General features: G+C 51.9%; 21 protein-coding genes. 9 read left to right on the top strand and 12 right to left on the bottom strand.

Annotated features, from left to right (window positions below; translation table 11 throughout):
• Nucleotides 1-87: 87 nt before the first annotated feature.
• Nucleotides 88-864 carry a helix-turn-helix transcriptional regulator gene (locus JC793_RS18915; protein ID WP_218427011.1) on the bottom strand — a complete coding sequence of 259 codons (777 nt, stop codon included), beginning with the start codon at nucleotides 862-864 and terminating at the stop codon, nucleotides 88-90.
• 198 nt (nucleotides 865-1,062) lie between these two features.
• On the opposite strand from JC793_RS18915, the gene JC793_RS18920 reads away from it, so the two are divergent.
• The gene (locus JC793_RS18920; RefSeq protein WP_112549961.1) at nucleotides 1,063-1,284 is read left to right on the top strand and encodes a helix-turn-helix domain-containing protein; all 222 of its coding nucleotides are present in this window, start codon (nucleotides 1,063-1,065) and stop codon (nucleotides 1,282-1,284) included.
• A 126-nt stretch (nucleotides 1,285-1,410) separates the two neighbouring features.
• Here JC793_RS18920 and argH read toward each other — a convergent pair whose 3' ends face one another.
• From argH to argC, 4 genes are all read right to left on the bottom strand, one after another.
• Entirely contained in the window at nucleotides 1,411-2,790 is a 1,380-nt protein-coding gene (gene argH / locus JC793_RS18925; RefSeq protein WP_166708829.1) for an argininosuccinate lyase, read from the bottom strand.
• An 81-nt stretch (nucleotides 2,791-2,871) separates the two neighbouring features.
• Nucleotides 2,872-4,095 carry an argininosuccinate synthase gene (locus tag JC793_RS18930; protein WP_218427012.1) on the bottom strand — a complete coding sequence of 408 codons (1,224 nt, stop codon included), beginning with the start codon at nucleotides 4,093-4,095 and terminating at the stop codon, nucleotides 2,872-2,874.
• Between the two features lie 69 nt (nucleotides 4,096-4,164).
• Entirely contained in the window at nucleotides 4,165-4,938 is a 774-nt protein-coding gene (gene argB, locus JC793_RS18935; protein WP_218427014.1) for an acetylglutamate kinase, read from the bottom strand.
• Nucleotides 4,939-4,980: 42 nt separating this feature from the next.
• Nucleotides 4,981-5,991: an N-acetyl-gamma-glutamyl-phosphate reductase gene (gene argC / locus JC793_RS18940; RefSeq protein ID WP_218427016.1), complete on the bottom strand. Its 1,011-nt coding sequence runs from the start codon at nucleotides 5,989-5,991 to the stop codon at nucleotides 4,981-4,983.
• A gap of 97 nt (nucleotides 5,992-6,088) precedes the next feature.
• Here argC and argE point away from each other — a divergent pair, with 97 nt between their 5' ends.
• From argE to JC793_RS18955, 3 genes are all read left to right on the top strand, one after another.
• Complete coding sequence (gene argE / locus JC793_RS18945) at nucleotides 6,089-7,249, top strand: acetylornithine deacetylase (protein WP_046892918.1); 1,161 nt, start codon at nucleotides 6,089-6,091, stop codon at nucleotides 7,247-7,249.
• A 273-nt stretch (nucleotides 7,250-7,522) separates the two neighbouring features.
• On the top strand, nucleotides 7,523-8,422 hold the full coding sequence (gene metF, locus JC793_RS18950) for a methylenetetrahydrofolate reductase (protein WP_112549958.1): 900 nt from the start codon (nucleotides 7,523-7,525) through the stop codon (nucleotides 8,420-8,422).
• 275 nt (nucleotides 8,423-8,697) lie between these two features.
• Nucleotides 8,698-10,545, top strand: coding sequence for an autotransporter outer membrane beta-barrel domain-containing protein (locus JC793_RS18955; protein ID WP_218427018.1), 1,848 nt, complete (start codon nucleotides 8,698-8,700; stop codon nucleotides 10,543-10,545).
• Between the two features lie 216 nt (nucleotides 10,546-10,761).
• Here JC793_RS18955 and JC793_RS18960 read toward each other — a convergent pair whose 3' ends face one another.
• The 6 genes from JC793_RS18960 to metB form a co-directional block, all read right to left on the bottom strand.
• Nucleotides 10,762-11,265 carry a hypothetical protein gene (locus JC793_RS18960; protein WP_218427020.1) on the bottom strand — a complete coding sequence of 168 codons (504 nt, stop codon included), beginning with the start codon at nucleotides 11,263-11,265 and terminating at the stop codon, nucleotides 10,762-10,764.
• A 194-nt stretch (nucleotides 11,266-11,459) separates the two neighbouring features.
• On the bottom strand, nucleotides 11,460-12,107 hold the full coding sequence (locus JC793_RS18965) for a hypothetical protein (RefSeq protein ID WP_218427022.1): 648 nt from the start codon (nucleotides 12,105-12,107) through the stop codon (nucleotides 11,460-11,462).
• 143 nt (nucleotides 12,108-12,250) lie between these two features.
• Nucleotides 12,251-12,586, bottom strand: coding sequence for a carboxymuconolactone decarboxylase family protein (locus tag JC793_RS18970; RefSeq protein ID WP_046892916.1), 336 nt, complete (start codon nucleotides 12,584-12,586; stop codon nucleotides 12,251-12,253).
• 149 nt (nucleotides 12,587-12,735) lie between these two features.
• Nucleotides 12,736-15,369, bottom strand: a complete 2,634-nt coding sequence (ppc, locus tag JC793_RS18975; RefSeq protein ID WP_218427024.1) for a phosphoenolpyruvate carboxylase — start codon at nucleotides 15,367-15,369, stop codon at nucleotides 12,736-12,738.
• A gap of 711 nt (nucleotides 15,370-16,080) precedes the next feature.
• On the bottom strand, nucleotides 16,081-18,519 hold the full coding sequence (locus JC793_RS18980) for a bifunctional aspartate kinase/homoserine dehydrogenase II (RefSeq protein WP_046892913.1): 2,439 nt from the start codon (nucleotides 18,517-18,519) through the stop codon (nucleotides 16,081-16,083).
• An 8-nt stretch (nucleotides 18,520-18,527) separates the two neighbouring features.
• Nucleotides 18,528-19,688, bottom strand: a complete 1,161-nt coding sequence (gene metB, locus JC793_RS18985) for a cystathionine gamma-synthase (protein ID WP_218427026.1) — start codon at nucleotides 19,686-19,688, stop codon at nucleotides 18,528-18,530.
• Nucleotides 19,689-19,870: 182 nt separating this feature from the next.
• Here metB and metJ point away from each other — a divergent pair, with 182 nt between their 5' ends.
• Nucleotides 19,871-20,188, top strand: coding sequence for a met regulon transcriptional regulator MetJ (metJ, locus tag JC793_RS18990; protein ID WP_004236602.1), 318 nt, complete (start codon nucleotides 19,871-19,873; stop codon nucleotides 20,186-20,188).
• Nucleotides 20,189-20,308: 120 nt separating this feature from the next.
• On the opposite strand, the gene rpmE is transcribed toward metJ, so the two are convergent.
• Nucleotides 20,309-20,524 (bottom strand): 50S ribosomal protein L31, encoded by a 216-nt coding sequence (gene rpmE, locus JC793_RS18995; RefSeq protein ID WP_107679525.1) that lies wholly within the window; start codon nucleotides 20,522-20,524, stop codon nucleotides 20,309-20,311.
• Nucleotides 20,525-20,828: 304 nt separating this feature from the next.
• Here rpmE and priA point away from each other — a divergent pair, with 304 nt between their 5' ends.
• The 4 genes from priA to hslV all read left to right on the top strand — a co-directional run bounded on the left by priA (nucleotide 20,829) and on the right by hslV (nucleotide 25,838).
• Entirely contained in the window at nucleotides 20,829-23,030 is a 2,202-nt protein-coding gene (gene priA / locus JC793_RS19000; RefSeq protein ID WP_218428506.1) for a primosomal protein N', read from the top strand.
• Nucleotides 23,031-23,294: 264 nt separating this feature from the next.
• The gene (gene cytR / locus JC793_RS19005; RefSeq protein ID WP_046892911.1) at nucleotides 23,295-24,323 is read left to right on the top strand and encodes a DNA-binding transcriptional regulator CytR; all 1,029 of its coding nucleotides are present in this window, start codon (nucleotides 23,295-23,297) and stop codon (nucleotides 24,321-24,323) included.
• Nucleotides 24,324-24,400: 77 nt separating this feature from the next.
• Entirely contained in the window at nucleotides 24,401-25,207 is an 807-nt protein-coding gene (ftsN, locus tag JC793_RS19010) for a cell division protein FtsN (RefSeq protein ID WP_054425138.1), read from the top strand.
• Nucleotides 25,208-25,307: 100 nt separating this feature from the next.
• Nucleotides 25,308-25,838, top strand: a complete 531-nt coding sequence (gene hslV, locus JC793_RS19015) for an ATP-dependent protease subunit HslV (RefSeq protein ID WP_046892909.1) — start codon at nucleotides 25,308-25,310, stop codon at nucleotides 25,836-25,838.
• Nucleotides 25,839-25,843: the final 5 nt, after the last annotated feature.

A 25,843-nucleotide genomic window follows, 5' to 3' on the forward strand; every position in this document is an offset into this window, starting at 1 on the left:
GAAAAACCACGTTTTATCCTGCTTTGTCTGCAATCTCACGGGCTGCCCGGCAGCCCGCTCTGTTGCGTTGTTATTTGTACAGATGGTTTACGGCAGGCTTACCAGCGTATCCAGACACGCCAGTGTGATCCCGTTTTCTTTCAGCGCATTAAATACCCCGCCGGACGATGCATGCGGGCAACCCAGTTTTTCTTTTATGCGCTGAATACGTTTATGCTCTGATGCTTCTGAACATCCCTGCACTGCACTGATCTCTTTTACTTTACGATGAGATAATAATAACCGGATAGTCAGAACTTCTTTACGGGTAAAACGGATATTACCGAAGCGCATATACTGGTGGATATCTAAAATATCAGTGGAATCATTATTTACTAATTCACTTTCATTAACTGATTTATTTACCTCTGCCCGTAATGGCAAAATTAAATCTTCTTTTTTTTGCCAGAGCCGATCTGCATAATCAGAAATAGTTGGTTTCCATTTATAAATAGCCATCATGTCTGCGACAGATAATTTCTTTCCTGAGTTAATAGACACAATCTCGAATAAATCACCATGCTTTGTACAGAAATCCACTTTAAAAGTACTGTTTTTCCCTTTCTGTAAAACAGTTCTGTACTCATCACTGTAGTTACTCCAATACTGAATGCCTGCACTCAGGCGTTCTCCGATACGTAAATCCATATCATCCCCCCAGAATGTCAGCAGCCAGTCATAGTCACTCGATAACACATTGACTGATTTATCCGAAAGGTTAACTCTGGAATAATTAATCCCCATATCATTCCAATCAAAATACTGAGAAAAGTCATTTGTCAGACGATTACATAATTCTTCCATTGCGATACTTTGAATATTCATATTATTCCCTGTGCAAGTAAGTATTGGTTAAATCACTTTAATGTTTAGCATAGTAAAATGAAATTTCAACCCCTCAATTTACTCGTATTTTAAAATTTATAATTTAATCTACTCTTTAATTTCGGCATTAATATCACTAATTAGCATGATATTAAATACTCACCAAATTTAGTCAGATTAATTAATAAAGGTATAAATATGAATAAAGCACAAGACTGGCATCCGGCGGATATTATTGCCGCCATCAAAAAAAGAGGAACGTCATTGTCGGCACTCTCGCGTAATGCCGGATTGCGGTCGGCAACACTGAATAATGCCCTTGCCCGGCGCTGGCCGAAAGGCGAAAAGATTATTGCGGATTTCCTGAATGTATCACCGGCCGACATCTGGCCTTCGCGTTATATGCAAAAAATATACTGATGATGATAATAAAAACCCCGGATCACGGGCAACAGCAGGTGATCCGGGGGCAATCCATGGTATTACTAATCCATGGTGTTACTAATCCATGGTGTTACTAATCCATGGTGTTACTAATCCATAGTATTACACTAACTTCAGCCGGATTTTAGCTTCACTGATAGCCGCGGCCACCTGCTCCGGTGAGACACCACCTTTCGCGCAGCGTTTTTCCAGACAGGACTGGAGTGACAGGATGTCATACACATCCAGAGCAATCACCGGGCTGAATTCCTGTAATTCTGTCAGCGGCATTTCTTCCAGTGCCACGCCTTTTGCTATCGCACCGACCACCACTTCACCGACAATATGATGCGCCTCGCGGAACGGAACACCTTTTGCCACCAGGTAATCCGCCAGTTCTGTCGCATTGGCATAGCCCTGTTTGGCCGCTTCCTCACAGCGCGGACGTTTTACCTGAATACCTTCCAGCACCAGCGCTGCCATATGCAGGCAGTCCAGCCAGGTATCGAGAGCATCAAACAGCCCTTCTTTGTCTTCCTGCATATCTTTGTTATAAGCGAGCGGCAGACCTTTGAGTGTCATCATCATACCGGTCAGTGCGCCCTGTACCCGTCCGCATTTACCGCGGATAAGCTCAAGGGCATCCGGGTTCTTTTTCTGCGGCATCAGGGAGGAGCCGGAAGTGACGCGGTCAGATAATTCAATAAACGCCGCTTCACCACTGTTGAAGAAAATCATGTCTTCAGCAAAACGGGAGAGATGCACCATGCTGATCGCCGCATCGCTGAGCAGTTCCAGTACATGATCACGGTCAGACACACTGTCGAGGCTGTTACGGGTCGCACCCGCGAATCCCAGCCAGCCGGCCAGTTGTTCCCGGTCGATGGCATACGCGGTTCCGGCCAGTGCGCCCGAGCCGAGCGGGCTGTAATCAAAACGCGCCAGAGCATCGCGGACACGGCTTTCATCCCGCGCCAGCATTTCACTGTACGCCAGGCACCAGTGGGCAAAGGTCACCGGCTGCGCCCGCTGTAAATGCGTATAGCCCGGCATCACCGCATCCTGATTCTGTTCTGCCGTCAGCACCAGAGCCTGCTGTAATTCCTGCAATGCCGCGAGGATCTGGCTGACCGCCTCTTTGCACCACAATTTTAAATCCGTGGCCACCTGGTCGTTACGGCTGCGTCCGGTGTGGAGTTTTTTCCCCAGATCGCCGACTTTAGCGATAAGTTTGCCTTCCACCCAACTGTGAATATCTTCCGCATCACTGCGCAGAATAGCCCGCGGGTCGGCCTGTACTTCCGCCAGCAGCTCATTCAGTGCCTGCTCCAGTGCCGCCTGCTCCTGTGCGGTCAGCACATTGACAGTCACCAGTGCTTTCGACCAGGCCACAGAGCCGGTGATATCCTGCTCCGCCAGACGATAATCGAATCTCAGCGAGTCGTTGAATTGTTTGAACCGTTGATCTGCTTCCTGACTGAAGCGTCCGCCCCACAGTGCCATACTTTTTCCCTTTCTTTCTGTTTTTAATGATAAATCAGTCTGATGCACGTCCCTGTGCATAATCTCCCTGTCTCCCGCCGGTTATTTCTGTGCTTTCAGCGCACGGATCCGCGAGGAGAGTGAATACAGACGGATAAAGCCGCCCGCATGGCTGTGGTCATACACGTCATCTTCACCGAATGTGGCGAATTCTTCAGAGTAAAGGCTGTTGGCAGACTGTTTCTGAATCGCCGTAACCCGGCCTTTATACAGTTTCAGCACGACTTCGCCGCTGACCTCTTCCGCCAGGGAATCTGCTGCTGCCTGAATAGATTTACGCAGCGGGGCAAACCAGCGGCCGTCATACACCACATAGGACATTTCGAGTCCGATCTGCTGACGCCATTTGAAGCTGTCGCGATCGAGAATGATCTCTTCCAGTCCGCGCAGTGCCGCCATCATAATGGTGCCCCCCGGGGTTTCATAACAGCCGCGGGATTTCATTCCCACCAGCCGGTTTTCCACAATATCGATCCGGCCGATGCCGTGTTTCGCGCCCAGTTCATTCAGGGCATTCAGGCAGTTATACGGAGACAGTGCTTTGCCGTTCACCCCGGTGACTTCACCGGCCTTAATGGTGACAGTGACCAGTTCCGGCTGATCCGGGGCTTCCTGCGGATCAGCAGTCCATACCCAGCAATCTGCATTGGACTGATTCCACGGACTTTCCAGCACACCACCCTCGGTGGAGATATGCCATGCGTTTTCATCACGGCTGTAAATTTTTTCCAGAGATGCGGTGGTCGGGATATTACGGACTTTCAGGTAATCCAGCAGCGCCTCACGGGAACGTAAATCCCACTCGCGCCACGGCGCAATCACTTTCAGCTGCGGTGCAAGGGCGGTATAGGTTCCCTCAAAGCGCACCTGGTCATTCCCTTTACCGGTCGCACCGTGTGCCAACGCATCCGCACCGACTTTCAGTGCCAGCTCAACCTGTGCTTTGGCGATAATCGGCCGCGCCATAGAGGTACCCAGCAGATATTTACCCTCATACAGAGCGCCGCTTTTCAGCACCGGATAGACAAAATCTTTGATAAATTCTTCGCGCAGATCGACGACATAGCAGGAAGATGCCCCGGAGTTCAGCGCTTTCTGCTCGACACCGTCGAGATCTTCCGCGCTCTGGCCGATATTGGCGACAAATGCCACCACTTCACAGTTATCATAATGCTCTTTCAGCCACGGAATAATCGCCGATGTATCCAGACCGCCGGAGTAAGCCAGTACGATTTTTTTAATGCCTGTCTTTTTTGCCTCTGTCATAACCCTGTCCTTTCAGTAAATGTTATCCGCCGCAGCGGAATGATTCTGCCAATGTGCTGATAATCCGGATTACGCGGAAATCCGCGTGCCGATGGCTTCGCCATCAAATAATAAATGCAGCTGATCCGCGTGACGCCAGGAGGCGATATCCACCGGACGTCCCAGTGTGGCGGCGGCTTCCAGCGCCGCATTCACTTTCACAATCATGCCGTCGGTGATAATGCCGTCGTCGATCAGTTTCTGTGCATGTACGCCATCGAGTGCCTTAATTTTTTGCCCTTTGCCGTCCAGGATACCGCTGACATCCGACAGCAGTACCAGATCCGCGCCCAGCGTTTCCGCAATGGCGGTGGCCGCCTGGTCAGCATTCACGTTCATCAGCAGCCCGTCTTCCGTGATACCGATGGAACTGACGACCGGCAAAAAACCATTGCTCAGTAACAGGTTCAGCAGTACCGGATTGCCCGGTGCCGCTTTGCCGACATGGCCCAGCTCGTCGTTTAATGGTGTGACTTTCACACTCTTACCATCGCCGAGACACAAACCGGTGCCGTTAAGCTGATAACGGGTCGCCCACGCCAGCAGTGTTTTGTTGGCACTACCCGCCAGCGCCCCGGTGATAATGTCGATCTGATCCGCCGGGGTGACCCGCAGTCCCTGTTTTTTCACTACCGGTAACTGTAATTTCGCCATCAGTTCATCCACCACGCAGCCGCCGCCGTGAACAATGACAATGCGGCGATCATTCGACGCCCGGTATGCGGCCAGCGCAGTAAACAGACGCCCCAGCGCTTCTTCGCTGTCCAGTAACACACCGCCTAATTTGATGACTAATGGTTCCATTTCCGTTTTCCGTCAGATAAAAGAGTAAGTCGTGCTGTCTGCTTACTGTGGCAGCAGTGACAGCGTTTCATTAAAGCCAAAACGAATATTCATGCACTGAACCGCCTGAGCCGCAGCGCCTTTGAGCAGGTTATCCTCTGCACCAACGACAATCAGATGTTCTCCCTGCACGGCAAAGCCCAGGTCGCAGAACGGCTGGCCGGTGACCGCTTTCAGTGCCGGTACACCGCTGTCATAGACTCTTACCAGCGGCTTGTCGTCGTAGGCTTTGTGATAAACCGCGCTGACCTGTTCTGCGGTCACACCGCTTTTCAGTTTGCAGGTGATGGTTGCCAGAATTCCGCGCTTAAAATTGCCGAGATGCGGGGTAAAGATCACCGGTGTGCCGAGATGTGCAGAAATTTCCGGCTGGTGCCGGTGAGTAAACAGCCCGTAGGGCTGCAGACTCACCTCACAAAAACTGTTATTCAGTGCGGCTTTACGCCCGGCGCCGCTCACGCCGCTGGTGGCATTGATAACCGGCCATTGGGTCAGATCCAGTAAGTCATTATCCAGCAGCGGTTTCAGTGCCAGCTGGGAGACCGTCGGATAACAGCCCGGCACCGCAATCAGCTGCGCGGTGCGGATTTTGTCATGCTGCCATTCCGCCAGCCCGTACACCGCCTGTGCCAATAAGGCGGTATGTTTGTGTTCAAATCCGTAGTATTGTGGATAAAAATTATCCTGCTGAACACGGTAAGCACCTGAAAGATCAAATACCGCGCAACCTGCCGCAAGGAAAACCGGCACAAGGTCATGGCTGACTTCATGGGCGGTTGCCAGGAATACCACATCCGTATTTTGTGCAACGGCAGCCGGGTCGGTCAGCGGCTCCAGCGGTAAATCCACCAGGCCTCTGAACTGCGGATGCAGATCCGAAAAACATTTTCCGGCATCCGCACTGTTGGCGGATACCATCAGGCCGGTCAGCTCCGTCTGCGGGTGGCGTTGGATATAAGCCGCGAGTTCCGCTCCGGTATATCCGCTGGCACCGATAATCAGCGTTTTCAACATAAGTTATCTTCACCTTGTACCTGAAACACAAACAATGTATTTTTATTCACATAAACTGCATGAATATTGATACTATTATGACTAAAGGCTGTCAACAGTGAATATTAAATTACCTGCATTTATTGAGATTTATCGTCAGCTCATCGCGGCACCCTCCATCAGTTCCACGGAAGCGGAATCGGATCAGAGCAATGAAACTGTGATCAATCTGCTGGCGACCTGGTTTGAAACCCTGGGATTTGATGTCGAAGTACAACCCGTTCCGGAAACACGCGGCAAATTCAATCTGCTTGCCAGTCTCGGCGACGGTGACGGCGGTCTGCTGCTGTGCGGCCACACCGATACCGTACCGTTTGATGAAGGACGCTGGAGCAAAGATCCTTTCACACTGACCGAGCAGAACAACAAGCTGTACGGGCTGGGAACGGCGGATATGAAAGGTTTCTTCGCCTTTATCCTCGATGCGCTGCGCGATATCAGCGTGAAAGATTTGCAGCACCCGCTCTATATCCTCGCCACGGCGGATGAAGAAACCACCATGGCCGGAGCGCGCTATTTTGCCGCCAATGCTGCTATCCGCCCGTCTTTTGCCATTATCGGTGAACCCACGTCGTTACAACCGGTGCGGGCGCACAAAGGTCATCTCTCCAATGCTATCCGTATCACCGGCCAGTCCGGTCACTCCAGTGATCCGGAGCGCGGCGTGAATGCGATTGAGCTGATGAATGAGTCGATCACTCACCTAATGTCACTGCGTAATGAGCTGAAGGAAAAATTCAATAATCCGGCGTTTGTCATTCCGTATCCGACCATGAATTTCGGTCATATTCACGGTGGTGATGCAGCAAACCGTATCTGCGGCTGCTGTGAATTACATATGGATATCCGCCCGCTGCCCGGAATGACCCTCAGTGATATCGATGATATGCTCAATGCAACGCTGGAACCGGTGAAACAACGCTGGCCGGGGCGTCTGGCCATTGAGGCACTGCACGCGCCGATTCCGGGTTACGCCTGCCCGACGGATCACAAAATGGTCGGCGTGATTGAAAATCTGCTCGGTGAAAAAGCACAGACCGTGAATTACTGTACGGAAGCGCCGTTTATTCAGGATCTGTGCCCGACGCTGGTACTCGGCCCCGGTTCAATTGAACAGGCACATCAGCCGGATGAATTTCTCGAAACCCGCTTTATTGAGCCGACCCGCGAGCTGCTGACCCAGCTTGTCACCCATTTCTGCTGTAAAGACCCGGCATAACCTTCTCAGCGGACAGCCTGCCTGTCCGCTGCTTTTCCCTCATCATGACGAACTTTCATACAGTGCGTGAGAAAACCTCACCCGCACTGTGACAATTAGTGGTTGACGTTTAACCAACTCATCCCGTAATCTACATCCAGACGTCTAAACGTATAGACACTTAAACAATGACGTGCCGGGATATATACCCAACGTCATTCAGGATGCAGCCAACGAACCTGCAGTTTGAATGAATAAGGGTATTTGCGCCACGGACGACTGCGGGGGGCAGCGATGAGTTTTTTACATATAGACCAGCACGAAGCACTGAATCAGAACCTGGCAGAACTGGCCGGTCGTGTGGCCGTATCCTTTGAATTCTTTCCGCCGGGCACACCGGAAATGGAAAAGACCCTGTGGCAGTCCATCGAACGCCTCAGTGTACTGAAACCAAAATTTGTCTCCGTCACTTACGGGGCGAACTCCGGTGAGCGGGATCGCACTCACTCAGTGATTAAAAGTATCAAAGAGAAAACCGGGCTGATTGCGGTTCCGCATCTGACCTGTATTGATGCCACCCGCGATGAGCTGAAAACCATCGCCAAAGATTACTGGGATAACGGTATCCGCCATATTGTGGCACTGCGCGGTGATCTGCCTGACAGCAGCAGTAAACCGGATATGTATGCCGCTGACCTGGTCAGTTTGTTAAAATCAGTCGCCGATTTTGATATTTCCGTCGCCGCTTATCCGGAAGTACACCCGGAGGCACGCAGTGCGCAGGCGGATCTGATTAGTCTGAAAAAGAAAATTGATGCCGGTGCAGATCGCGCTATCACGCAGTTTTTCTTTGATGTCAGCACCTATCTGCGCTTCCGTGACCGCTGTGCGGCAGCAGGGATTGATGTGGAGATTGTGCCGGGCATTCTGCCGGTCTCTAACTTTAAACAGTTACAGCGCTTCGCCGGCATGACCAATGTCCGCATCCCGGGCTGGCTCGGTACCATGTTTGAGGGACTGGATGATGACCCGGAATCCCGCAAACTGGTCGGTGCTTCCGTGGCAATGGAGATGGTGAAACTGCTCAGCCGTGAGGGTGTAAAAGACTTCCATTTTTATACCCTGAACCGCGCGGAACTGACTTACGCTATCTGCCACACCCTGGGTGTCCGCCCGGCAGCCTGTGTGGCATAGAAAAGATAACGATATCATTGAGTAATCAGTGGTATCGTTAAATTATTTTGCATTACTCCTGTTTTTTTCATCCCCGCACCTGAAATAACCGCACAATGCACCCGCCGTAACATATATTACTTTTTATCTTTTGTTGCTGTTTTTTACGTAAAAATCCGCATTCTCCTGTCAGTCTGAACAGCTGAAAATACCCGGTCAATTCATAAGAAAGTTTTTATATTTCACACTCTCTCAGCGTGACAGAATCGTCACGGGTATCAGCAGGTCAGAACCACATGAAAAAATTAGTATTAGTTTGTTTAATTGAAGCAGCTATTGCAGGGTATTCTGCCGGGGCAATGGCGGATATTCAGGATGATGTGATTACCGAAAATAAATCCGGTGTTATTGTCCGGGATAATCAGCATCTGCATTTAAACCGCAACGTGACCGGAACAGATTTCATCATTGAAAACGGCGGACAGCTTTCACTAAATGCAACCAGTATACTGAACGGCGCAGTGATCAAATCCGGCGGTGAGGTCAGTTTCAGCGAAGATACCCGTTCAACGGGCACACTGGTGATTGAAAAAAGTGCGGAAGTTTTCGCGAACAATACCAATGAACAAGAAATTGATGTGACAACAAATAACCCTGCCGTACCGGGGAATGTGATATTTGAAACCGTTGATAATGCCGGATTACTGGAAATCGGCCCGGCCTGGACCGGCGGTGCGGATGTCGACGATTTTGCCCCGATGCCGGATAAATTAGGTGCGGATTTGGTCACCACCATTAATACCCTGAATATGAAGGGCGGCATGGTTGCCCTGGAAGCTTATTCTCCGGCGGCTCAGCAAAATCACCTGAAGATCGGTACATTAACCGGACAGGGTGATTTTTATATCTCCACGCAGATGGCGGACGGCTGGGGCGATCATATTACTGTCAGCAATAAAGCCACCGGTAATTTCGGTATTGAATTTGCGGACTCCGGTAAAGAACCGAAAAGCGCCACCCGCCACACGGTTGTGTCCGTTAACAGCGGTGATGCCGCGTTCCGTCTGCTGAATAAAGATGAGACTGCTGAAATCGGTGCTTATCAGTATTCCCTGAAGAAAACCCAATCCGGCGAAAGCACAGAGTGGTACTTACAGGGCAAGCGCAAAGGCGATAAAGATACCGACAACGGTAATACCGGCGGCAATAACGGCGGCACCAAACCCGTCCTGAGTTACAGCGCCAAAAATGTAATGGCAATGGCGGCAGCGCCGCGTCAGGTATTACAGGCTGAATCCGTTTCCCTGCAGCAGCGTCTGGGGAATTACTACAGTAACCCGCAGCACAGCTACGGATTATGGACCCGTTATCTGCATGACAACACGCGCCTGAATGACAAAAACGATACTGCGTTTAAAAATAAACTCGACGGCATGCAGATCGGTGTGGATAAACCACTCCGCCTGAATGATGCCACCGTACTGGTTGGTGTGTTCACCGGCTTCAGCCGCAGTAAAGTCAGCACCTCTGATTACGGCAACGGTACGGTTGAAAGCTGGCACGGTGGTCTTTATGCCACATATCTGCACGACAGCGGTTTCTACGCAGATACTATGCTCAAAGGCAACCGTCTGGATAACAGCAATAACGGCCGGATGAAAAACGGCAGTGCCGCCCGTGGCGATTATCATCAGAATGCCTTTACTGCCACTATCGAAAGCGGATTTAACTATGAAATCCTGCCTGCCCTGACCGTACAGCCATACGGCAGACTGCAATATGCCCGGATCGGCAGCGCGGATTATGAACTGAGTAACGGTATGCGTGCTGATATTCACAGTGCGGACAGTTTTCAGGGTGAAGCCGGGGCTCTGGCTTCCACATCCTTTGATGTCAGCAGTGCGGTACTGAAACCGTATGTCCGCCTGGCAGTGGTTCATGAATTCACCAAAGAGAATGATGTGACCATCAACCGCGCCAATACCTTCAGCAACGATTTCTCCGGCAGCACCGGTAAATACGGTCTGGGACTGGATGCACAGATCACTCCGCAGGCCGCATTCTATACAGAAATTAATTATCTGAACGGTAATAAGAGTGAAACACCGGTGAGTGCTGATCTCGGGTTCCGGGTGCGTTTCTGATAACACCGCACTCAATAAAACGCCCGGGTGATTTCACCGGGCGCTTTAAGACAGTAAAAAAGTATAGGTCAGTGCTTATTTCATCAACTATTTTGCATCGACTCTAACGTGGCAACATCATATGCATCTAATACAGGGTTGTGTTCAATATGATTAATATCATGTGCCACCAATATGTCAGAAATAACGCCTTTTTTTATTTCATCCACATAGCGCTTAACGACCTCTGTTTCCCTGATATATATACTGCCTGAGTAATTTTCTGCCATCCCCAGTACCGCCCGTATTTTTTTTCTGCATCTCTGGTGCAGTGTCCGGTTTCTTCAGTTGTTTGCTCAACATATCATACAGTTCCTGTGCGGAGCACTCTGATGCTTTCAGCACAGATAATCTGCTAATAGACGCACTGCCGGGTACACCCGTTTTACTTCTGGCTAAAATCTTATCAGGCAGCGTCATACCCAGTTTTTTTACGCAGCTACCGGTGAATCCCTCTGTATAGTATTCCTGTTTCACCAGCGTTTTCGCCAGTAATGCACCACACGCTTTCATAATATTATGATCTTTCTGTGTGCTGCATCCCGTGGAGAATGTCTTGCAACTGTTAACAACTGAGACAAACTTATCCTCTGCCTTTTGAAAAGTACCGCGGACTTGCTCTGTAACCTGATTTACAGATTTTTCACCCATTATTTGCTGCACTATTCCTTTTAATTGCATGATTTCTTCCCTATTTAATTAAAAAAAAATAAATAATAAGGAATGAAACTGTTGCCGTATTTTAAAAAAGCGCCATTTTCTCAGAGTGAAAAAATATGAAGCAATGAAGGAAAGACCGAAACTATATATGTTCCGGCCTTTCCGGTACTTAATCAGTAAGTATCAGAATATCAGTATCCTGTTTAATTTTCTTATTACGAAGATAAACTATTGCTCATTTTTTCAAGTTCTTTAACGATGTCATGATCTAATACTTTACCACCGCCAATTTCATTCCTGCGATGTTCCTTCAGTATATCGGTGCTGATAACACTCTTCAGTTTATTCACTCCACGTTCAACCATGTCAGAGTATGCTTTATCTTTGATGTCATCACTGCTGATACCTATATTAACCATATTCAGTGTCGTCTGTATTTTTCCACGCATCTCCTGCGAAGCTCCGGGTTGATCCAAATGTTTGCTGAGCATGTCATGCAATTCCTGTGCGGAATACTCTGTTGTTTTCAGGACAGATAATTTACCGATAGGCGCAGCACCAGAGATATCCGCTTTAATGCCGACAGAAACCTTACTATCCGGCAATGCCATACCGAGTTTTTCTGCACCCCGCGCCATAGCATCTGTTGTATAGCGCTCCGGTTCAACCAGCGTCAGAGCAGCCAGCCTTTCACACGCTTTTTGTATATTATGATCTTGCTGTGTGCTGCATCCCGTGGAGAATGTCTTGCGGCTGTTCACAAGCGAGACAAACTTATCCGCTATCGTCTGAAAAATATTCCGGCTTTCCCCTGTAATCGGTGTCTCACGAACCGGTTGCTGAGCGATTGCACTTACTGACATGATTCCTTTCCTTATTGAATTAAAAACAAACAGATAGTAAGGAATGAACCGGTTACCGTATTTTAAGAAACCCCCGTTTTCTCCCGGTAAAAAATACGGGTTACACACTTTCGCCTGTAACCCGTATCAAAAGAACGATATCTTTATGAGAACTCTTTAAATGCCTTCAGCGTATTCGCCGCATACATCACGGATGGTCCGCCGCCCATACCGATAGCAATACCCAGTGCTTCAGATAACTCCTGTTCTGTAACCCCCAGTTCAACCAGTGTTTTAGTGTGAAAACCAATACAACCGTCACACCGGTTGGCAACGGCAATCGCCACGGCAATCAGCTCTTTGGTTTTTTTATCCAGTGCACCGTCAGCCGTGCTGCTTTGCATGATGGTCATAAACGCACCCATCACATCCGGAATATTTTTGTGTAATTCCTGCATGTTGCCGGCGATATCTTTGATCACATCTTTGTAGTAGGACATTTGTCACCTCAGTTATAGGCATCAATAATATATATTATTATATAATATTAAATTAGATAACATATAACCCTTTTCCGCCAGGAAAATGTCAAAAAAAATGGCCGCTGATAAAAGCGGCCATCCGGGGTAAAAAAGACGTGCTGATAATATCAGCCGGTGTTACGCATACCGGCGGCAATACCTGCGATAGTCACCATCAGTGCCTGTTCCACCTGCGGGTCAGACTGATCACATTCGCGTGAACGGTGCAGCAGTTCAGCCTGTAAAACGTTGAGCGGATCGGTATACACGTTACGCAAAGCGATAGATTCCGCAATCCACGGCAGGTCAGCCATTAACTGCTCATCTTTGGAAATCATCAGGACACTCTTAATATCCTCTGATAACTGTTCGCGCAGTTTTGCCCCCAGCGGCCACAGACGCGGCTCGACCAGGCGCTGGTCATAGTATTCCGCCAGCCATAAATCAACCTTGGCGAACACCATTTCCAGCATACCGATACGGGTTCTGAAGAATGGCCACTGGTAATACATCACTTCCAGCATGGCCCGGTTGCCTTCATCCACGGCTGTTTTCAGTGCCGCGCCCGCACCCAGCCAGGCCGGCAGCATCAGACGGTTTTGTGACCAGGCAAAAATCCACGGAATCGCACGGAGTGTTTCCACGCCGCCTGTCGGACGACGTTTTGCCGGACGGGAGCCCAGTGGTAATTTGCCCAGTTCCTGCTCCGGGGTGGCCGCACGGAAATACGGGACAAAATCCGGTTGTTCGCGCACGTAATCACGATACATCTCACAGGACACTTCAGACAGGCGATCCATCACCGCCGCCCATTCCGGTTTCGGCTCCGGCGGCGGCAGCAGATTCGCTTCCAGGCTGGCGCTGGCATACATCGCCAGGCTGCTGATAGTGACCTGCGGCAGACCGAATTTAAAGCGGATCATCTCACCCTGCTCTGTCACGCGCAGGCCGCCCTTCAGGCTTCCCGGCGGTTGTGAGAGCAGTGCGGCATGTGCCGGTGCGCCCCCGCGGCCGATGGTGCCGCCGCGGCCGTGGAACAGAGTCAGTGTCACACCTTCGCGGGCACAGACTTTAATCAGTGCATCCTGGGCGCGGTACTGTGCCCAGGACGCCGCCATAACACCGGCATCTTTGGCGGAGTCGGAGTAACCGATCATCACCATCTGGCGATCACTAATCAGGTTACGGTACCAGTCGATGCTCAGCAGACGGGTGATGACACTCTCTGCATTATTAAGGTCATCCAGGGTTTCAAACAGCGGTGCGACCGGCAGAGTGACCGGGCTGCCGGATTCTTTCAGCAGCAGTTTAACGGCCAGAACATCTGACGGCACTTTCGCCATCGAAATCACATAGGAAGCGACAGAATTTTCCGGTGATTCGGCAATCACCCGGCAGGTATCAAAGACTTCACGCGTTTCATTGCTGCACTGCCAGTTCTGCGGTACCAGCGGGCGTTTTGACTGCAATTCACGCAGCAGGAACTCCTGCTTTTCCTCTTCCGGCCAGTCAGCATAATTCCCGAGGCCGAGGTACTGTGTCAGTTCAGACAGTGCTTCTGTGTGACGGGTGCTTTCCTGACGCACATCAATACGCACCAGTTGCAGACCAAAGCAGCGGATACGGCGCAATGTATCCAGCAGCTGGCCGTTGGCAATAATCTTCATGCCGCACTCAACCAGCGAGCGGTAGCAGAGATACAGCGGCTCCCATAACTCTTCGTTGTCCGTCAGCAGGTTGTCCGGTTTGATAGCCGGTTCACCGGCCAGACAACGCTCCAGATAGTCCAGTGTGCTTTTCAGACGCGCGCGCAGCTGTTTGGTGATCACACGATACGGCTCGGCTGCATCCTCACCCACGCGCTCACGCAGCTCCGGCGTGCATTCACTCATGGAAAGCTCGGAAACCAGCACCTGAATGTCATTATAGAAAAGATCGGCGGCCTTCCAGCGGCTGAGAGTCAGCACGCGCCGGGTGATATCTGCGGTCACATTCGGGTTACCATCGCGGTCACCGCCCATCCAGGAGGTAAAGCGGATCGGCGTGGCTTCCACAGACAGGTTATAGTCCAGTGACGCCTCAAGCTGCTCATTAAATTCGCGCAGAAACGCCGGGACACCTTCCCACAGACTGTTTTCCACCACAGCAAAACCCCACTTCGCTTCATCAAGCGGTGTCGGACGGTCTTTGCGGATTTCATCAGTGTGCCAGGCCTGTGCCACCAACTGACGCAGACGGCGCATAATACGATCATGCTCATAATCAGCCAGATCATCGTGATCCAACTGTGCCAGGCAGGTATTCACCGCCACCAGTTTATGGATCAGCGTACGGCGGGCAATTTCGGTCGGATGCGCGGTCAGCACCAGCTCAATGGAAAGCTCATCCACGGCCTTGCGCATCTCTTCATTGGTAAAGTTTTTGGCTTTCAGCTGATCAAACAGCGCCGCCAGAGCGACCGGATTGCTGGCCGCCTCACCATGCGGCGAAATGCTGTGATACTGCTCCGCCACGTTGGTTAAATTCAGGAACTGGTTAAATGCACGGGCAACCGGCAGCAGTTCTTCATTGGATAGATTTTGCAGTGTCATCAGCAGCTTCTGCCGCTGGATTTCATTCCCTGCCTGTGACGCTTTGGATAACTTACGGATGGATTCTACTTTTTCGAGAATATGTTCACCCTGAGCCTCTTTGATCGTGTCTCCGAGAAGTTTTCCCAGCATACTGACGTTACTGCGCATTGCGGAATATTGTTGATTCATACGACCCCTGACCCTTATTGACGGCAGAATCCTATGACCGCCGGTGAGGAACTTTCAGCCGGCAGTTCTCTGTCCTGTACATCTTAGTGATTTCATACGACGGATTAATTCTTATTTTGTGACGCCGTTCCCTTGCATTTATCTCTGCCCTATATTCATATCAAAAAAAACGCGCTTTGAAAGGACTTTATCAGATTTAATTGCCGCACAGACATCATGCGGCACACCGGCTGTCACCGCATTATCGGGTAAAAATCCGTCCCGGCAGCATAATGAAATGGAAAAACAAGCGTTACAGACAGATATCGCGAATTAAGGCAAAAATAGTAACGATTCAGCCTGAGCAAAAATCCTCAGTCCGGCGGGAAAAAAATCAGCAGAAACGTTTAATGTCAGCGGGAAAACAGCAGGGAAGTGAAAATAGTAACGGGATGCAATTAAATCCGTTAATTGCATCCCGCCGGGGTTGTTTCTGTCCTCAGACTGACATCCTGTCAGAAGAAGCACATCCGGTGCATATCCTTACCATGACATCCTGTCACAGCCATCATCCATAATGGTTATATGTCCGTTATGAAACATCACCATGCGTTATTTATATCAATCCTGTATCTTTAACGTAATAAGATAATTCCCGTTATAGTCATCTTTTGTTCTGCCTGCAGGATATTTAAGATTATTTAACCCCGTTAGTTATCACAATCCGACGAATTACAGTAACTGTGCCAGACGGTTTAAATCTGACAGGATCGCCCCGGCGGTGACATCCCGTCCGGCACCCGGCCCGCGGATCACCAGCGGATTATCACGGTACCAGCGGCTTTCCACCGCAAAAAGGTTATCACCCGGTTGTAATGACGCCAGCGGATGTTCAGGCCGGACCGCTTCCACGCCGACCCGTGCCTTGCCGTTAGCATCAAAGCGGGCCACGTAGCGCAGCACCATGCCCATTTCGCGGGCGGCTTCCAGCCGGCAGGCCATCTGTTCATTCAGTGCCGTGACATTCTCAAAGAAGTGATCGGTGGTGCCTTCCTGTGCCGCTTCCGGCACCAGGGATTCCACACGGACATCTTCCGGCTCAATTTCATATCCGGCTTCGCGGGCAAGGATAATCAGCTTGCGCATTACGTCCTGGCCGGACAAATCAATACGCGGGTCCGGCTCGGTCAATCCCTGCTGCCAGGCCTGCTCCACCAGCTCGCTGAACGGTACGGTACCGTCGAATTGCAGGAACAGCCAGGAAAGTGTACCGGAGAAGATCCCGCTGATCGCCAGGATGCTGTCACCGCTTTCATGCAGATCGCGCACACAATGGTTGATCGGCAGTCCGGCACCGACAGTGGCATTGTACAGCCAGTGACGCCCGGTTTTACGGAAAGCATCGCGGATCTGACGGTAATCCCGGGTTTTGGCCGCCCCGGCAATTTTGTTGGCACTGATAACATGGAAACCGTACGCGGCAAAATCGGCGTAGCTTTCCGCCAGTGCTTTGCTGGCGGTCAGGTCGATAATGACCAGGTCATCAAACGGATGGTTACGCATCCACAGATACAGCGTGTCTTCATCTGCCACCGGCTCCGCTTCTTCATTAAAGAAAGCCAGTGCACGGCTCGGATCAAGCCCGTCATAGCTGAGCAGTGCCCGTTCGCTGTCCGCCACACCGGCCAGGATAAATTCAAACCCGCTGCGGGCAGAGAGATTGCTCTGCTCACGCGCGAACAGCTCCAGCCAGCGGCTGCCGATATTCCCTTTGCCGAAGACCATCAGACCGATTTGTTTTTCCGCACGGAACAGGCTCTGGTGCAGACCCTGAATCACATGTCCGGTCTGACGGGTACGCAGAATCGCCACGAGGCTGATGCCGTCCTCCGCCTGCCAGATAAATTCCACCGGCTGATCTTTGAGCTGCTGATAAAAACGATGATAATGCAGCAAATTTTTACAGACCCCGGCCCCGACCAGCGCCACCAGCGAGAAGCCGTCACGCAGGGTCAGAGTGCCCGGCAGACCGGCGCTTTCCAGCACATGCAGAGCGCTGTCCGCCACTTCAGCGGTATAACTGAGCTGAATGAGATTGTCATCATTATGCAGACCAACGGCCAGCGGGCGGATCTGGCTGCGTTTAAGCAGCAGATCAATACTTTTATAACGTGCTTTGGCGTCATCCCCGGCCGGCAGGCGGATATCAATCAGGCAAACCTCATCATGGTTTGTCACGATTTTCGCCCCGGTACCGGATGCCAGCACACGCTCAATTTTTGTCGAACCCTGTTCAGGCTGATAGCTGCAGCGCAGCTGTAAATCGATATCACTGACGGACACCGGCTGTAATGTGCGGGTATGCAGCACCGGTGCGGCGAGACGTGCCAGTTCACTGGCTTCATCCAGACGCAGCAGCGGCAGCAGACAGGCATCTTTGACTTTGCGCGGGTCGGAGCTGTACACCCCGGCAACATCGCTCCAGATGGTGACTTTTTTCACTCCGGCCAGTGCCCCGACCTGGGTGGCGGAATAGTCACTGCCGTTACGGCCGAGCAGCACGGTTTCCCCGGCAGCGTTACGGGAGATAAACCCGGTCACCACCAGACGTTTACCCGGATGCAGCGCCAGCAGTTCTGCCAGCAGCGGCTGCGACCGCGCGGTATCCACTTCCGGCTGCGCCGCCCGCTCCGCACACAGGAATGTCCGGGCATCCAGCCACTGTGCGGCCATACCCTGCTCCTGAAGTACCTGAGCCATCAGACGGGCAGACCAGATTTCCCCGTGACCGGTCACTTCCGCGTAAATCACATCATTCAGCGGATTTTCCAGCAGTTTCGCCAGGCGCTGAATATCATCATTAAACTGGAAAATCAGGACATTGGCCTGAACTTCCGGCAGTAAGTCACTGATAAGGGTTGTCTGATAGCGTTGCAGGGTCTGCCGCGCCTGTTCTGCGGCAGCACGATCACTCTGACTCAGTTTGACCCAGTTAATCAGCTGGTTGGTGGTACTGCCCGCGGCAGATACAACCATCAGGTCATCCGGCTCACTGTAGTTCGCCATAATATTCGCCACCCGCAGATAACATTTTGCATCTGCCAGGCTGCTGCCGCCGAATTTATGTAACTGACGCCCTTTTACTGATTCATCAATCGCCAACGCACTCATGATTACCCTTACCCCTTAGTCACTGACTGAAATGCGCGATCCAGATCAGCAATCAAATCACTGCTGTCCTCAATCCCCGCAGAAATACGTAATAAGCTGTCTGAAATTCCCGCTGCATGCCGTGCCTGCTCCGGCATTCCCGCATGTGTCATCGTCGCGGCATGGGAAATCAGTGTTTCCACCCCGCCCAATGACTCTGCTAGTGTAAAGAGAGACAGGTGAGATAAAAAGCGGGAAATTGCAGCTTCATCACCATTAATTTCAAAACTGAGCATTGCACCGAATCCTTTCTGCTGCTTTGCGGCCAGTTCATGTCCGGGATGCGTCTCCAGTCCCGGATAATACACTTTCTTCACCAGCGGCTGACGCACCAGATAATCCGCCAGGATGCGGGCATTTTTTTCCTGTAAGGTGATTCTCGGGATCAGGGTGCGGATACCGCGCAACAGCAGATAGCTGTCAAACGCCCCCAGCGTCACACCGATATTATTCGCCCACCACGCCAGCGTTTCACAGTGTTCCGCATCTGCGGCGATCACCACACCGGCCACCACATCAGAATGTCCGTTCAGGTATTTGGTGCAGGAATGAATGACAAAATCCGCACCCAGCGCCAGCGGCTGCTGTAATGCCGGACTGAGAAATGTGTTATCTGCCGCCACCAGTGCCCCGGCCTGATGTGCTTTTTCACTGACCGCCGCGATATCCGTGATCCGCAGCAGCGGATTACCCGGCGTTTCAATCAGTACCAGTTTCGGCTTTTCTGCCAGTGCGGCACTGAGTGACGCCTCATCGTTCATATCCGCAAAACGGACAATAAAATGGCCGCGCTGCTGACAGCTGTCGAGCAGCCGGTAAGTACCGCCGTAACAGTCATGCGGCGCCACAATCACATCCCCGGGTGATAAAAATACCGTGAACAGCAGATGCAGTGCTGACATCCCGCTGCTGGTGACCACCGCCCCGGCACCGCCTTCCAGCTCAGCCAGTGTGCGGCCGGTGATATCCCGGCCGGGATTGCCGCGCCGTGAATAGTCATGTTCACGCGGGCTGCCGAAAGCCGGAAAATTGTAAGTCGACGAGAGATACACCGGCGGTATGACACAGCCGAATTGGTTCTCTTCATTAAGTCCGTTATGAATTGCCGCTGTCGCGGGTTTGCGTGCCATACCTCTTTCCCTGTCAGTAACCGAACGAGTTATCAGCATATCCGCGGTTTATTTAGACGTCAATATGTCTGGACATCCATCCTGCTTTACGGTTATATATACAAGTGGGATAATACCGATATCTGTCTGGCACAATTCTGCGCCCGACCCTCCTCAAACTGACTAAGATAACAAGGTAATCCATGGCTGAATGGAACGGCGAATATATCAGCCCTTATGCTGAGCATGGCAAAAAAAGTGAGCAGGTAAAGAAGATTACAGTTTCTATCCCGTTGAAAGTGCTTAAAATTTTAACGGATGAGCGCACACGCCGCCAGGTGAATAACCTGCGTCATGCCACCAATAGCGAACTGTTATGTGAAGCATTTCTGCATGCTTTTACCGGACAGCCACTGCCCGATGATGATGACCTGCGCAAAGAACGCAGCGATGAAATCCCGGAAGTGGCGAAAGAAATTATGCGCCAGCATGGGGTCGACCCGGATACGTGGGAATATTGAGTTTTATCCGCGTGTTATACGACTTATCACCCCGGAAACAGACATAAAAAAACGCCCTGTGAAATATTTTCATTCAGGGCGTTTTTTATGGAACAGAGCGCGGCATGCCGCGCTGTGCCATTATTTCTTCGCAGAAGGAACGCTGAAGCGTTTGTTGAAGCGATCAACACGGCCGCCGCTTGCAACGTCACGCTGTTTACCGGTGTAGAACGGGTGGCATTCGCCACAGACGTCCAGGTTGAAGTCGTGCCCTGCGGTTGAGTTAATTTTCATTACGTTGCCGCAAGAGCAGGTTGCAGTGACTTCTGCGTAGTTAGGATGAATACCTTTTTTCATGGGGAAAACCTCGGTTAAGGCCGTGTCGCTATCCGGGCCTTTTTGCCGGACACCACACGTCGTGTTGATGATAAGTTATCGCTGGTATTTTAATTACCAAAGGCGGCGGATCATACAGAAAATCCCGGAACCATGCAATGAAATCCGCTGTCTTTTCGTGGTATTCTGAGTTCTGTTTTACGGATAATTTCCCTGTTTTTACCGGGGAAAAGCTGAAATCCGGTGATTATTCAGACACTTTTGTACCTTTTTCGCCGCTGTGTATTTTTTACGCGCCGGCGCTCTGCCGATGATGGACATTATAATGACAGTCGTCCGGGTGATATTACCAGTACCACTGACACAAACATTTGATTATTTACTGCCTGATGATATGCCCCGCCCGGTGCCGGGGGCGCGGGTGATCGTGCCGTTCGGACGGCAGAAACAGGCCGTCGGTATTGTGGCTGAACTGGCCGAAACCAGTACCTTCAGCCCGGAGAAACTCAAGCCGGTCATTGCCTGTCCGGATGACGATACCCTGTTTCCGGGCGATTTATGGCCGCTGCTGAACTGGGCGGCACAGTATTATCACTACCCGTTGGGCGAGGTGCTGTTTCATGCCATGCCGATCCTGCTGCGCCAGGGTAAAGAAGCGGCCTTTGCACCGCTGTGGCGCTGGGAGGTTACCCCGGAAGGATGTGAGATTGATATCCACACACTCAAACGCTCCCCGAAACAGCAGCAGGCACTGGCCTGCCTGCGCCGTCAGCCGGTTTACCGCCATCAGACCCCAGAATTTGAGCTCAGCGACAGCGCATTACAGGGACTGAAAAAGAAAAACCTGATCACCCTGAACGATGTGCAGCCGGACAACAAACCCTGGCAGCCGGGATTTGCGGTCACCGGTGAACGCCTGAAACTCAATACTGAACAGGCCACTGCCGTGGGGGCGATCCGTGCAGAACAGCATCAGTTTTCCCCCTGGCTGCTGGACGGTGTGACCGGTTCAGGGAAAACCGAGGTGTATCTCAGTGTGCTGGAAAATGTGCTGGCCGAAGGCCGTCAGGCACTGGTACTGGTGCCGGAAATCGGCCTGACACCCCAGACCATCGCCCGCTTCCGCGCACGTTTTCAGGCACCGGTGGATATTCTTCACTCCGGCATGAATGACAGCGAACGGCTGGCGGTCTGGCTGCGGGCGAAACGCGGGGAAACGGCAATTGTTATCGGTACCCGCTCCGCGCTGTTCACGCCGTTTACCTCGCTCGGCATCATTATTATTGATGAGGAGCACGACGGCTCCTATAAACAACAGGACGGCTGGCGTTATCACGCCCGCGATCTGGCCGTGTTCCGCGCCAAGAAAAATGACATTCCGATTGTGATGGGCACCGCGACGCCGTCACTGGAAACCCTGTTTAATGTCCGGCAGAAAAAATACAAAGTGCTGCCGCTGACGCAGCGGGCGGGAAATGCACAGCTTGCTGATCAGCATCTGCTCGATCTGAAAGGGCTCCCGCTCACTGCCGGACTGTCGCCGCCGCTGATCAAACGTATCCGCCATCATCTGGCAGCGGATAATCAGGTCATTTTGTTCCTCAACCGGCGCGGCTTTTCCCCGGCGATGCTGTGCCACGAGTGCGGCTGGATAGCAGAATGCCCGCGCTGCGATCATTTTTACACCCTGCACCAGAACCACCGCATGCTGCGCTGCCACCAGTGCGACAGCCAGCGTCCGGTACCGAAACAGTGTCCGCAGTGCGGCTCCACACAACTGGTGCCGGTCGGGCTGGGTACCGAACAGCTTGAAGAGAGCATCGCTCCGCTGTTTCCGGATGTGCCGGTTACACGGCTGGATCGCGATACCACCAGCCGCAAAGGCGAACTGGAGCAGCACCTCGCGGATGTGCATCAGGGCGGTGCCCGTATCCTGATCGGCACCCAGATGCTGGCCAAAGGTCACCACTTCCCGGATGTTACCCTGGTCGCCCTGCTGGATGTGGACGGCGCACTGTTCTCCGGGGATTTCCGTGCGGCGGAGCGTTTTGCACAACTCTACACTCAGGTCTCCGGCCGGGCGGGACGTGCCGGTAAACGCGGTGAGGTGATTTTGCAGACTCACCATCCGGAGCACCCGCTGCTGACGGTGCTGCTGGAAAAAGGCTACGCCGCCTTTGCCGCACAGGCGCTGAATGAGCGGCAGAGTGTCTGCCTGCCGCCTTACACCAGCCAGGTGATGATCCGTGCTGAAGATCAGAATAACCAGCGGGCAAATGCATTTCTGCAAACCGTGCGGCAGTTGTTCGAATCCCATCCGCTGCGGGATGAGCATTTCTGGCTGATGGGGCCGCTGCCTGCCATTCAGGCCAAACGCGGCGGACGTTTCCGCTGGCAGTTGCTGTTACAGCATCCGTCACGCAGTCAGTTACAGAAAATTGTCGCACAGGCTATCCCTTATATTCAGCAGATGCCGGAGAGCCGGAAAGTCCGCTGGAATGTGGATGTCGATCCGACTGACGGCTGAGTCTGAGGCCTTACCGTACGTGCGCTATCTCAAAAAATTGAGATATCTCACAGTTTTATGCAAACCAGGTAACAGATTAATTTTACAAAGGGCTTAGAATAGCCGTTAATAGAATGATTAATAAACCGTCTGAATTTCACTTAAGAAGCTCAGGCGGTTTTTCACAGGTATGTGAAAAGCACGTATGTGAAAAATACAGCGGACCATAATGATCACAAAAACCGCGCAATCGATACACTTACAGGGTAACCAAAGGAATTAATGATGGAACCACGCCGCAACGATACCGGCGCGACAATGAAAGATGTTGCCAGAGCCGCGGGCGTCTCAACCGCAACCGTGTCGCGGACACTGATGAATCCGGAAAAAGTGTCCGTGCAGACCCGGCAGAAAGTGGAAAATGCCGTCCTGGAAGTGGGATATTACCCGCACAATCTGTCCCGTGGTATGAAGCGTAATGAATCCCGCACCATTCTGGTGATTGTACCGGACATCGGTGACCCGTTTTTTACCGATATCATCGTCGGTATCGAAGAGATTGCCGCCAAACACGGCTATCTGGTATTGATCGGCGACTGCCGGTATCAGCACAAGCCGGAACATACTTTTCTGAATCTGATTATTACCAAACAAATCGACGGCATGGTACTGCTCGGTTCCGATGTGCCGTTTGACAGCCGTCATGATGAACAACGTCACTTCCCGCCGATGGTGATGGCCAACGAATTTGCCCCGGAGCTGGAACTGCCGACGGTAAATATTGATAACCTGACCGCCGCCTTTAATGCCACGCATTATTTACAGTCACTGGGACACACCCGGATCGCCTGTATTTCCGGGCCGGAAGAGCTGCCGCTGTGTAAGTACCGCATTGAAGGCTATATTCAGGCGATGCGCCGCATGGGTATGCCGGTGCGGGAAGAGTATCTGGTGCGCGGCGATTTCACCCACGAAAGCGGGGCTGAGTGTGCGGCACAGCTGCTGGCTTTGCCGGAACCGCCGACGGCTGTTTTCTGTCATAACGATATCATGGCTATCGGCGCGATCTGGGCGGCCAGAAAACAGGGGCTGACGCTGCCGCAGGATCTCTCGGTTGTCGGTTTTGATGATTTACCGGCTGCACAATACTGTTCACCGACGCTGACGACTATCGCACAACCCCGTTATGAAATCGGCCGCCAGTCTTTTTTACTGCTGCTGGAACAGTTACAGGGACACACCGTGGCAAAAGGTTCACGCCTGCTGGATTCTGATTTAATCATCAGAGAGAGTGCCTGCGCGCCTAAAAGCTAGGCAAAGACCATAAGGTTAAGTAACATGTAACGCTGAATAATATGTTTCCTTAACCGACTCATTAGTGAATTGAAACAGTGGCACAACGAGATTATGTGGGACGCGGCCGCTCTGCGCCGCGTAAAAAAAGTAAATCACGGAAGAAAAGTCAGGCGAAAGGCCTGCCGTTCACCACATTGGTGATCGCCGTGGCACTGGTGGTTCTTTTTGTCGGCGGCCTGTTCTATCTGGTCTATAACAAAAAAAGTCAGACCACCGCTGACAGCATTGTTCCCCCTGCGCATCAGCAGAGTACCGGTAACGGGCTCCCGCCGATCCCGGAGGAACGCTGGCGCTATATCAAAGAACTGGAAAACCGGGAAGCCGGGGTACCGGAGCAGTATTACTCCAACCCGCAGGCACCGGCCAACCGTATTGATCCGGGTGCAAAACTGACGGAGGAACAGCGACAACTGCTGGAACAGATGCAGTCTGATATGCAGCAGGCTCCGGTTCAGTTACAGGAAGTCCCGGCAAACGGTGCGGTTCCGCGCTCTCAGGTGGTGGTCACCGGTCAGGCTCCGCAGCTGCGTATGCAGCCGGAAACCCGTCCGGCACCGCAACCGGCTGAAAAACCGGCGGAGAAACCAAAACCGGTGCAGGAAAAACCGCAGGCCGCACCTGAGCGCTGGTTAATCCAGTGCGGCTCATTCCGTGAAAGCGGCCAGGCAGAAGAAGTCCGTGCCGGTCTTGCCTTCTCCGGTATCGAAAGCCGGGTCTCACAGGGCGGCGGCTGGTATCGTGTGATGCTCGGCCCGTATGAGAAATCCGCTGCACAATCCGTGAAAAGCCGCGCCGCTGATGCCGGCGTAACAAATTGTATTCTTCGCGCTGCCGGGGGTTGAAATCCTTCAGCCCTCCCCCCATATCTGAAGTTAATTCTGTGCTGCCGGGAATATACCCGGCGGCCTTTCTCTATCCTTTAGCATAACCAGGGGCTGATTCATGACAACAATCGTAAGTGTTCGCCGTAATGGCCAGGTCGTAATTGGTGGTGATGGGCAGGCGACAATGGGTAATACCGTCATGAAAGGTAATGTCCGCAAAGTCCGCCGCCTCTATCACGACAAAGTCATTGCCGGTTTCGCCGGTGGTACCGCGGATGCCTTTACCCTCTTTGAACTGTTTGAACGCAAACTTGAACTCCATCAGGGACACCTGACAAAAGCCGCCGTTGAGCTCGCCAAAGACTGGCGTACCGACCGCATGCTGCGCAAACTGGAAGCACTGCTGGCCGTTGCCGATGAAACCGCATCGCTGATTATCACCGGCCAGGGTGATGTCGTTCAGCCTGAAAATGACCTGATTGCCATTGGTTCCGGCGGCCCGTACGCCCAGGCAGCAGCCCGCGCCATGCTGGAAACCACCGATCTGAGTGCCCGGGAAATCGCGGAGCGCGCACTGACTATTGCCGGTGATATCTGTATCTACACCAACCACAATCTGAATTTTGAAGAATTATCTTCAAAAGCATAAGGATC

The sequence above is a fragment of the Morganella morganii genome, from assembly GCF_019242955.1.
Taxonomy (GTDB): domain Bacteria; phylum Pseudomonadota; class Gammaproteobacteria; order Enterobacterales; family Enterobacteriaceae; genus Morganella; species Morganella sibonii.

Bases quoted from the DNA above. Each gene is read 5' to 3' on its own strand.
- JC793_RS18960 (WP_218427020.1), bottom strand. From the start codon at position 11,265: ATGCAATTAAAAGGAATAGTGCAGCAAATAATGGGTGAAAAATCTGTA.
- priA (WP_218428506.1), top strand. From the start codon at position 20,829: ATGACAGTCGTCCGGGTGATATTACCAGTACCACTGACACAAACATTT.
- metF (WP_112549958.1), top strand. From the start codon at position 7,523: ATGAGTTTTTTACATATAGACCAGCACGAAGCACTGAATCAGAACCTG.
- metJ (WP_004236602.1), top strand. From the start codon at position 19,871: ATGGCTGAATGGAACGGCGAATATATCAGCCCTTATGCTGAGCATGGC.
- JC793_RS18965 (WP_218427022.1), bottom strand. From the start codon at position 12,107: ATGTCAGTAAGTGCAATCGCTCAGCAACCGGTTCGTGAGACACCGATT.
- argB (WP_218427014.1), bottom strand. From the start codon at position 4,938: ATGGAACCATTAGTCATCAAATTAGGCGGTGTGTTACTGGACAGCGAA.
- hslV (WP_046892909.1), top strand. From the start codon at position 25,308: ATGACAACAATCGTAAGTGTTCGCCGTAATGGCCAGGTCGTAATTGGT.
- JC793_RS18955 (WP_218427018.1), top strand. From the start codon at position 8,698: ATGAAAAAATTAGTATTAGTTTGTTTAATTGAAGCAGCTATTGCAGGG.
- argH (WP_166708829.1), bottom strand. From the start codon at position 2,790: ATGGCACTGTGGGGCGGACGCTTCAGTCAGGAAGCAGATCAACGGTTC.
- cytR (WP_046892911.1), top strand. From the start codon at position 23,295: ATGGAACCACGCCGCAACGATACCGGCGCGACAATGAAAGATGTTGCC.
- rpmE (WP_107679525.1), bottom strand. From the start codon at position 20,524: ATGAAAAAAGGTATTCATCCTAACTACGCAGAAGTCACTGCAACCTGC.
- JC793_RS18970 (WP_046892916.1), bottom strand. From the start codon at position 12,586: ATGTCCTACTACAAAGATGTGATCAAAGATATCGCCGGCAACATGCAG.
- JC793_RS18915 (WP_218427011.1), bottom strand. From the start codon at position 864: ATGAATATTCAAAGTATCGCAATGGAAGAATTATGTAATCGTCTGACA.
- JC793_RS18930 (WP_218427012.1), bottom strand. From the start codon at position 4,095: ATGACAGAGGCAAAAAAGACAGGCATTAAAAAAATCGTACTGGCTTAC.
- JC793_RS18980 (WP_046892913.1), bottom strand. From the start codon at position 18,519: ATGAGTGCGTTGGCGATTGATGAATCAGTAAAAGGGCGTCAGTTACAT.
- argC (WP_218427016.1), bottom strand. From the start codon at position 5,991: ATGTTGAAAACGCTGATTATCGGTGCCAGCGGATATACCGGAGCGGAA.
- JC793_RS18920 (WP_112549961.1), top strand. From the start codon at position 1,063: ATGAATAAAGCACAAGACTGGCATCCGGCGGATATTATTGCCGCCATC.
- ppc (WP_218427024.1), bottom strand. From the start codon at position 15,369: ATGAATCAACAATATTCCGCAATGCGCAGTAACGTCAGTATGCTGGGA.
- metB (WP_218427026.1), bottom strand. From the start codon at position 19,688: ATGGCACGCAAACCCGCGACAGCGGCAATTCATAACGGACTTAATGAA.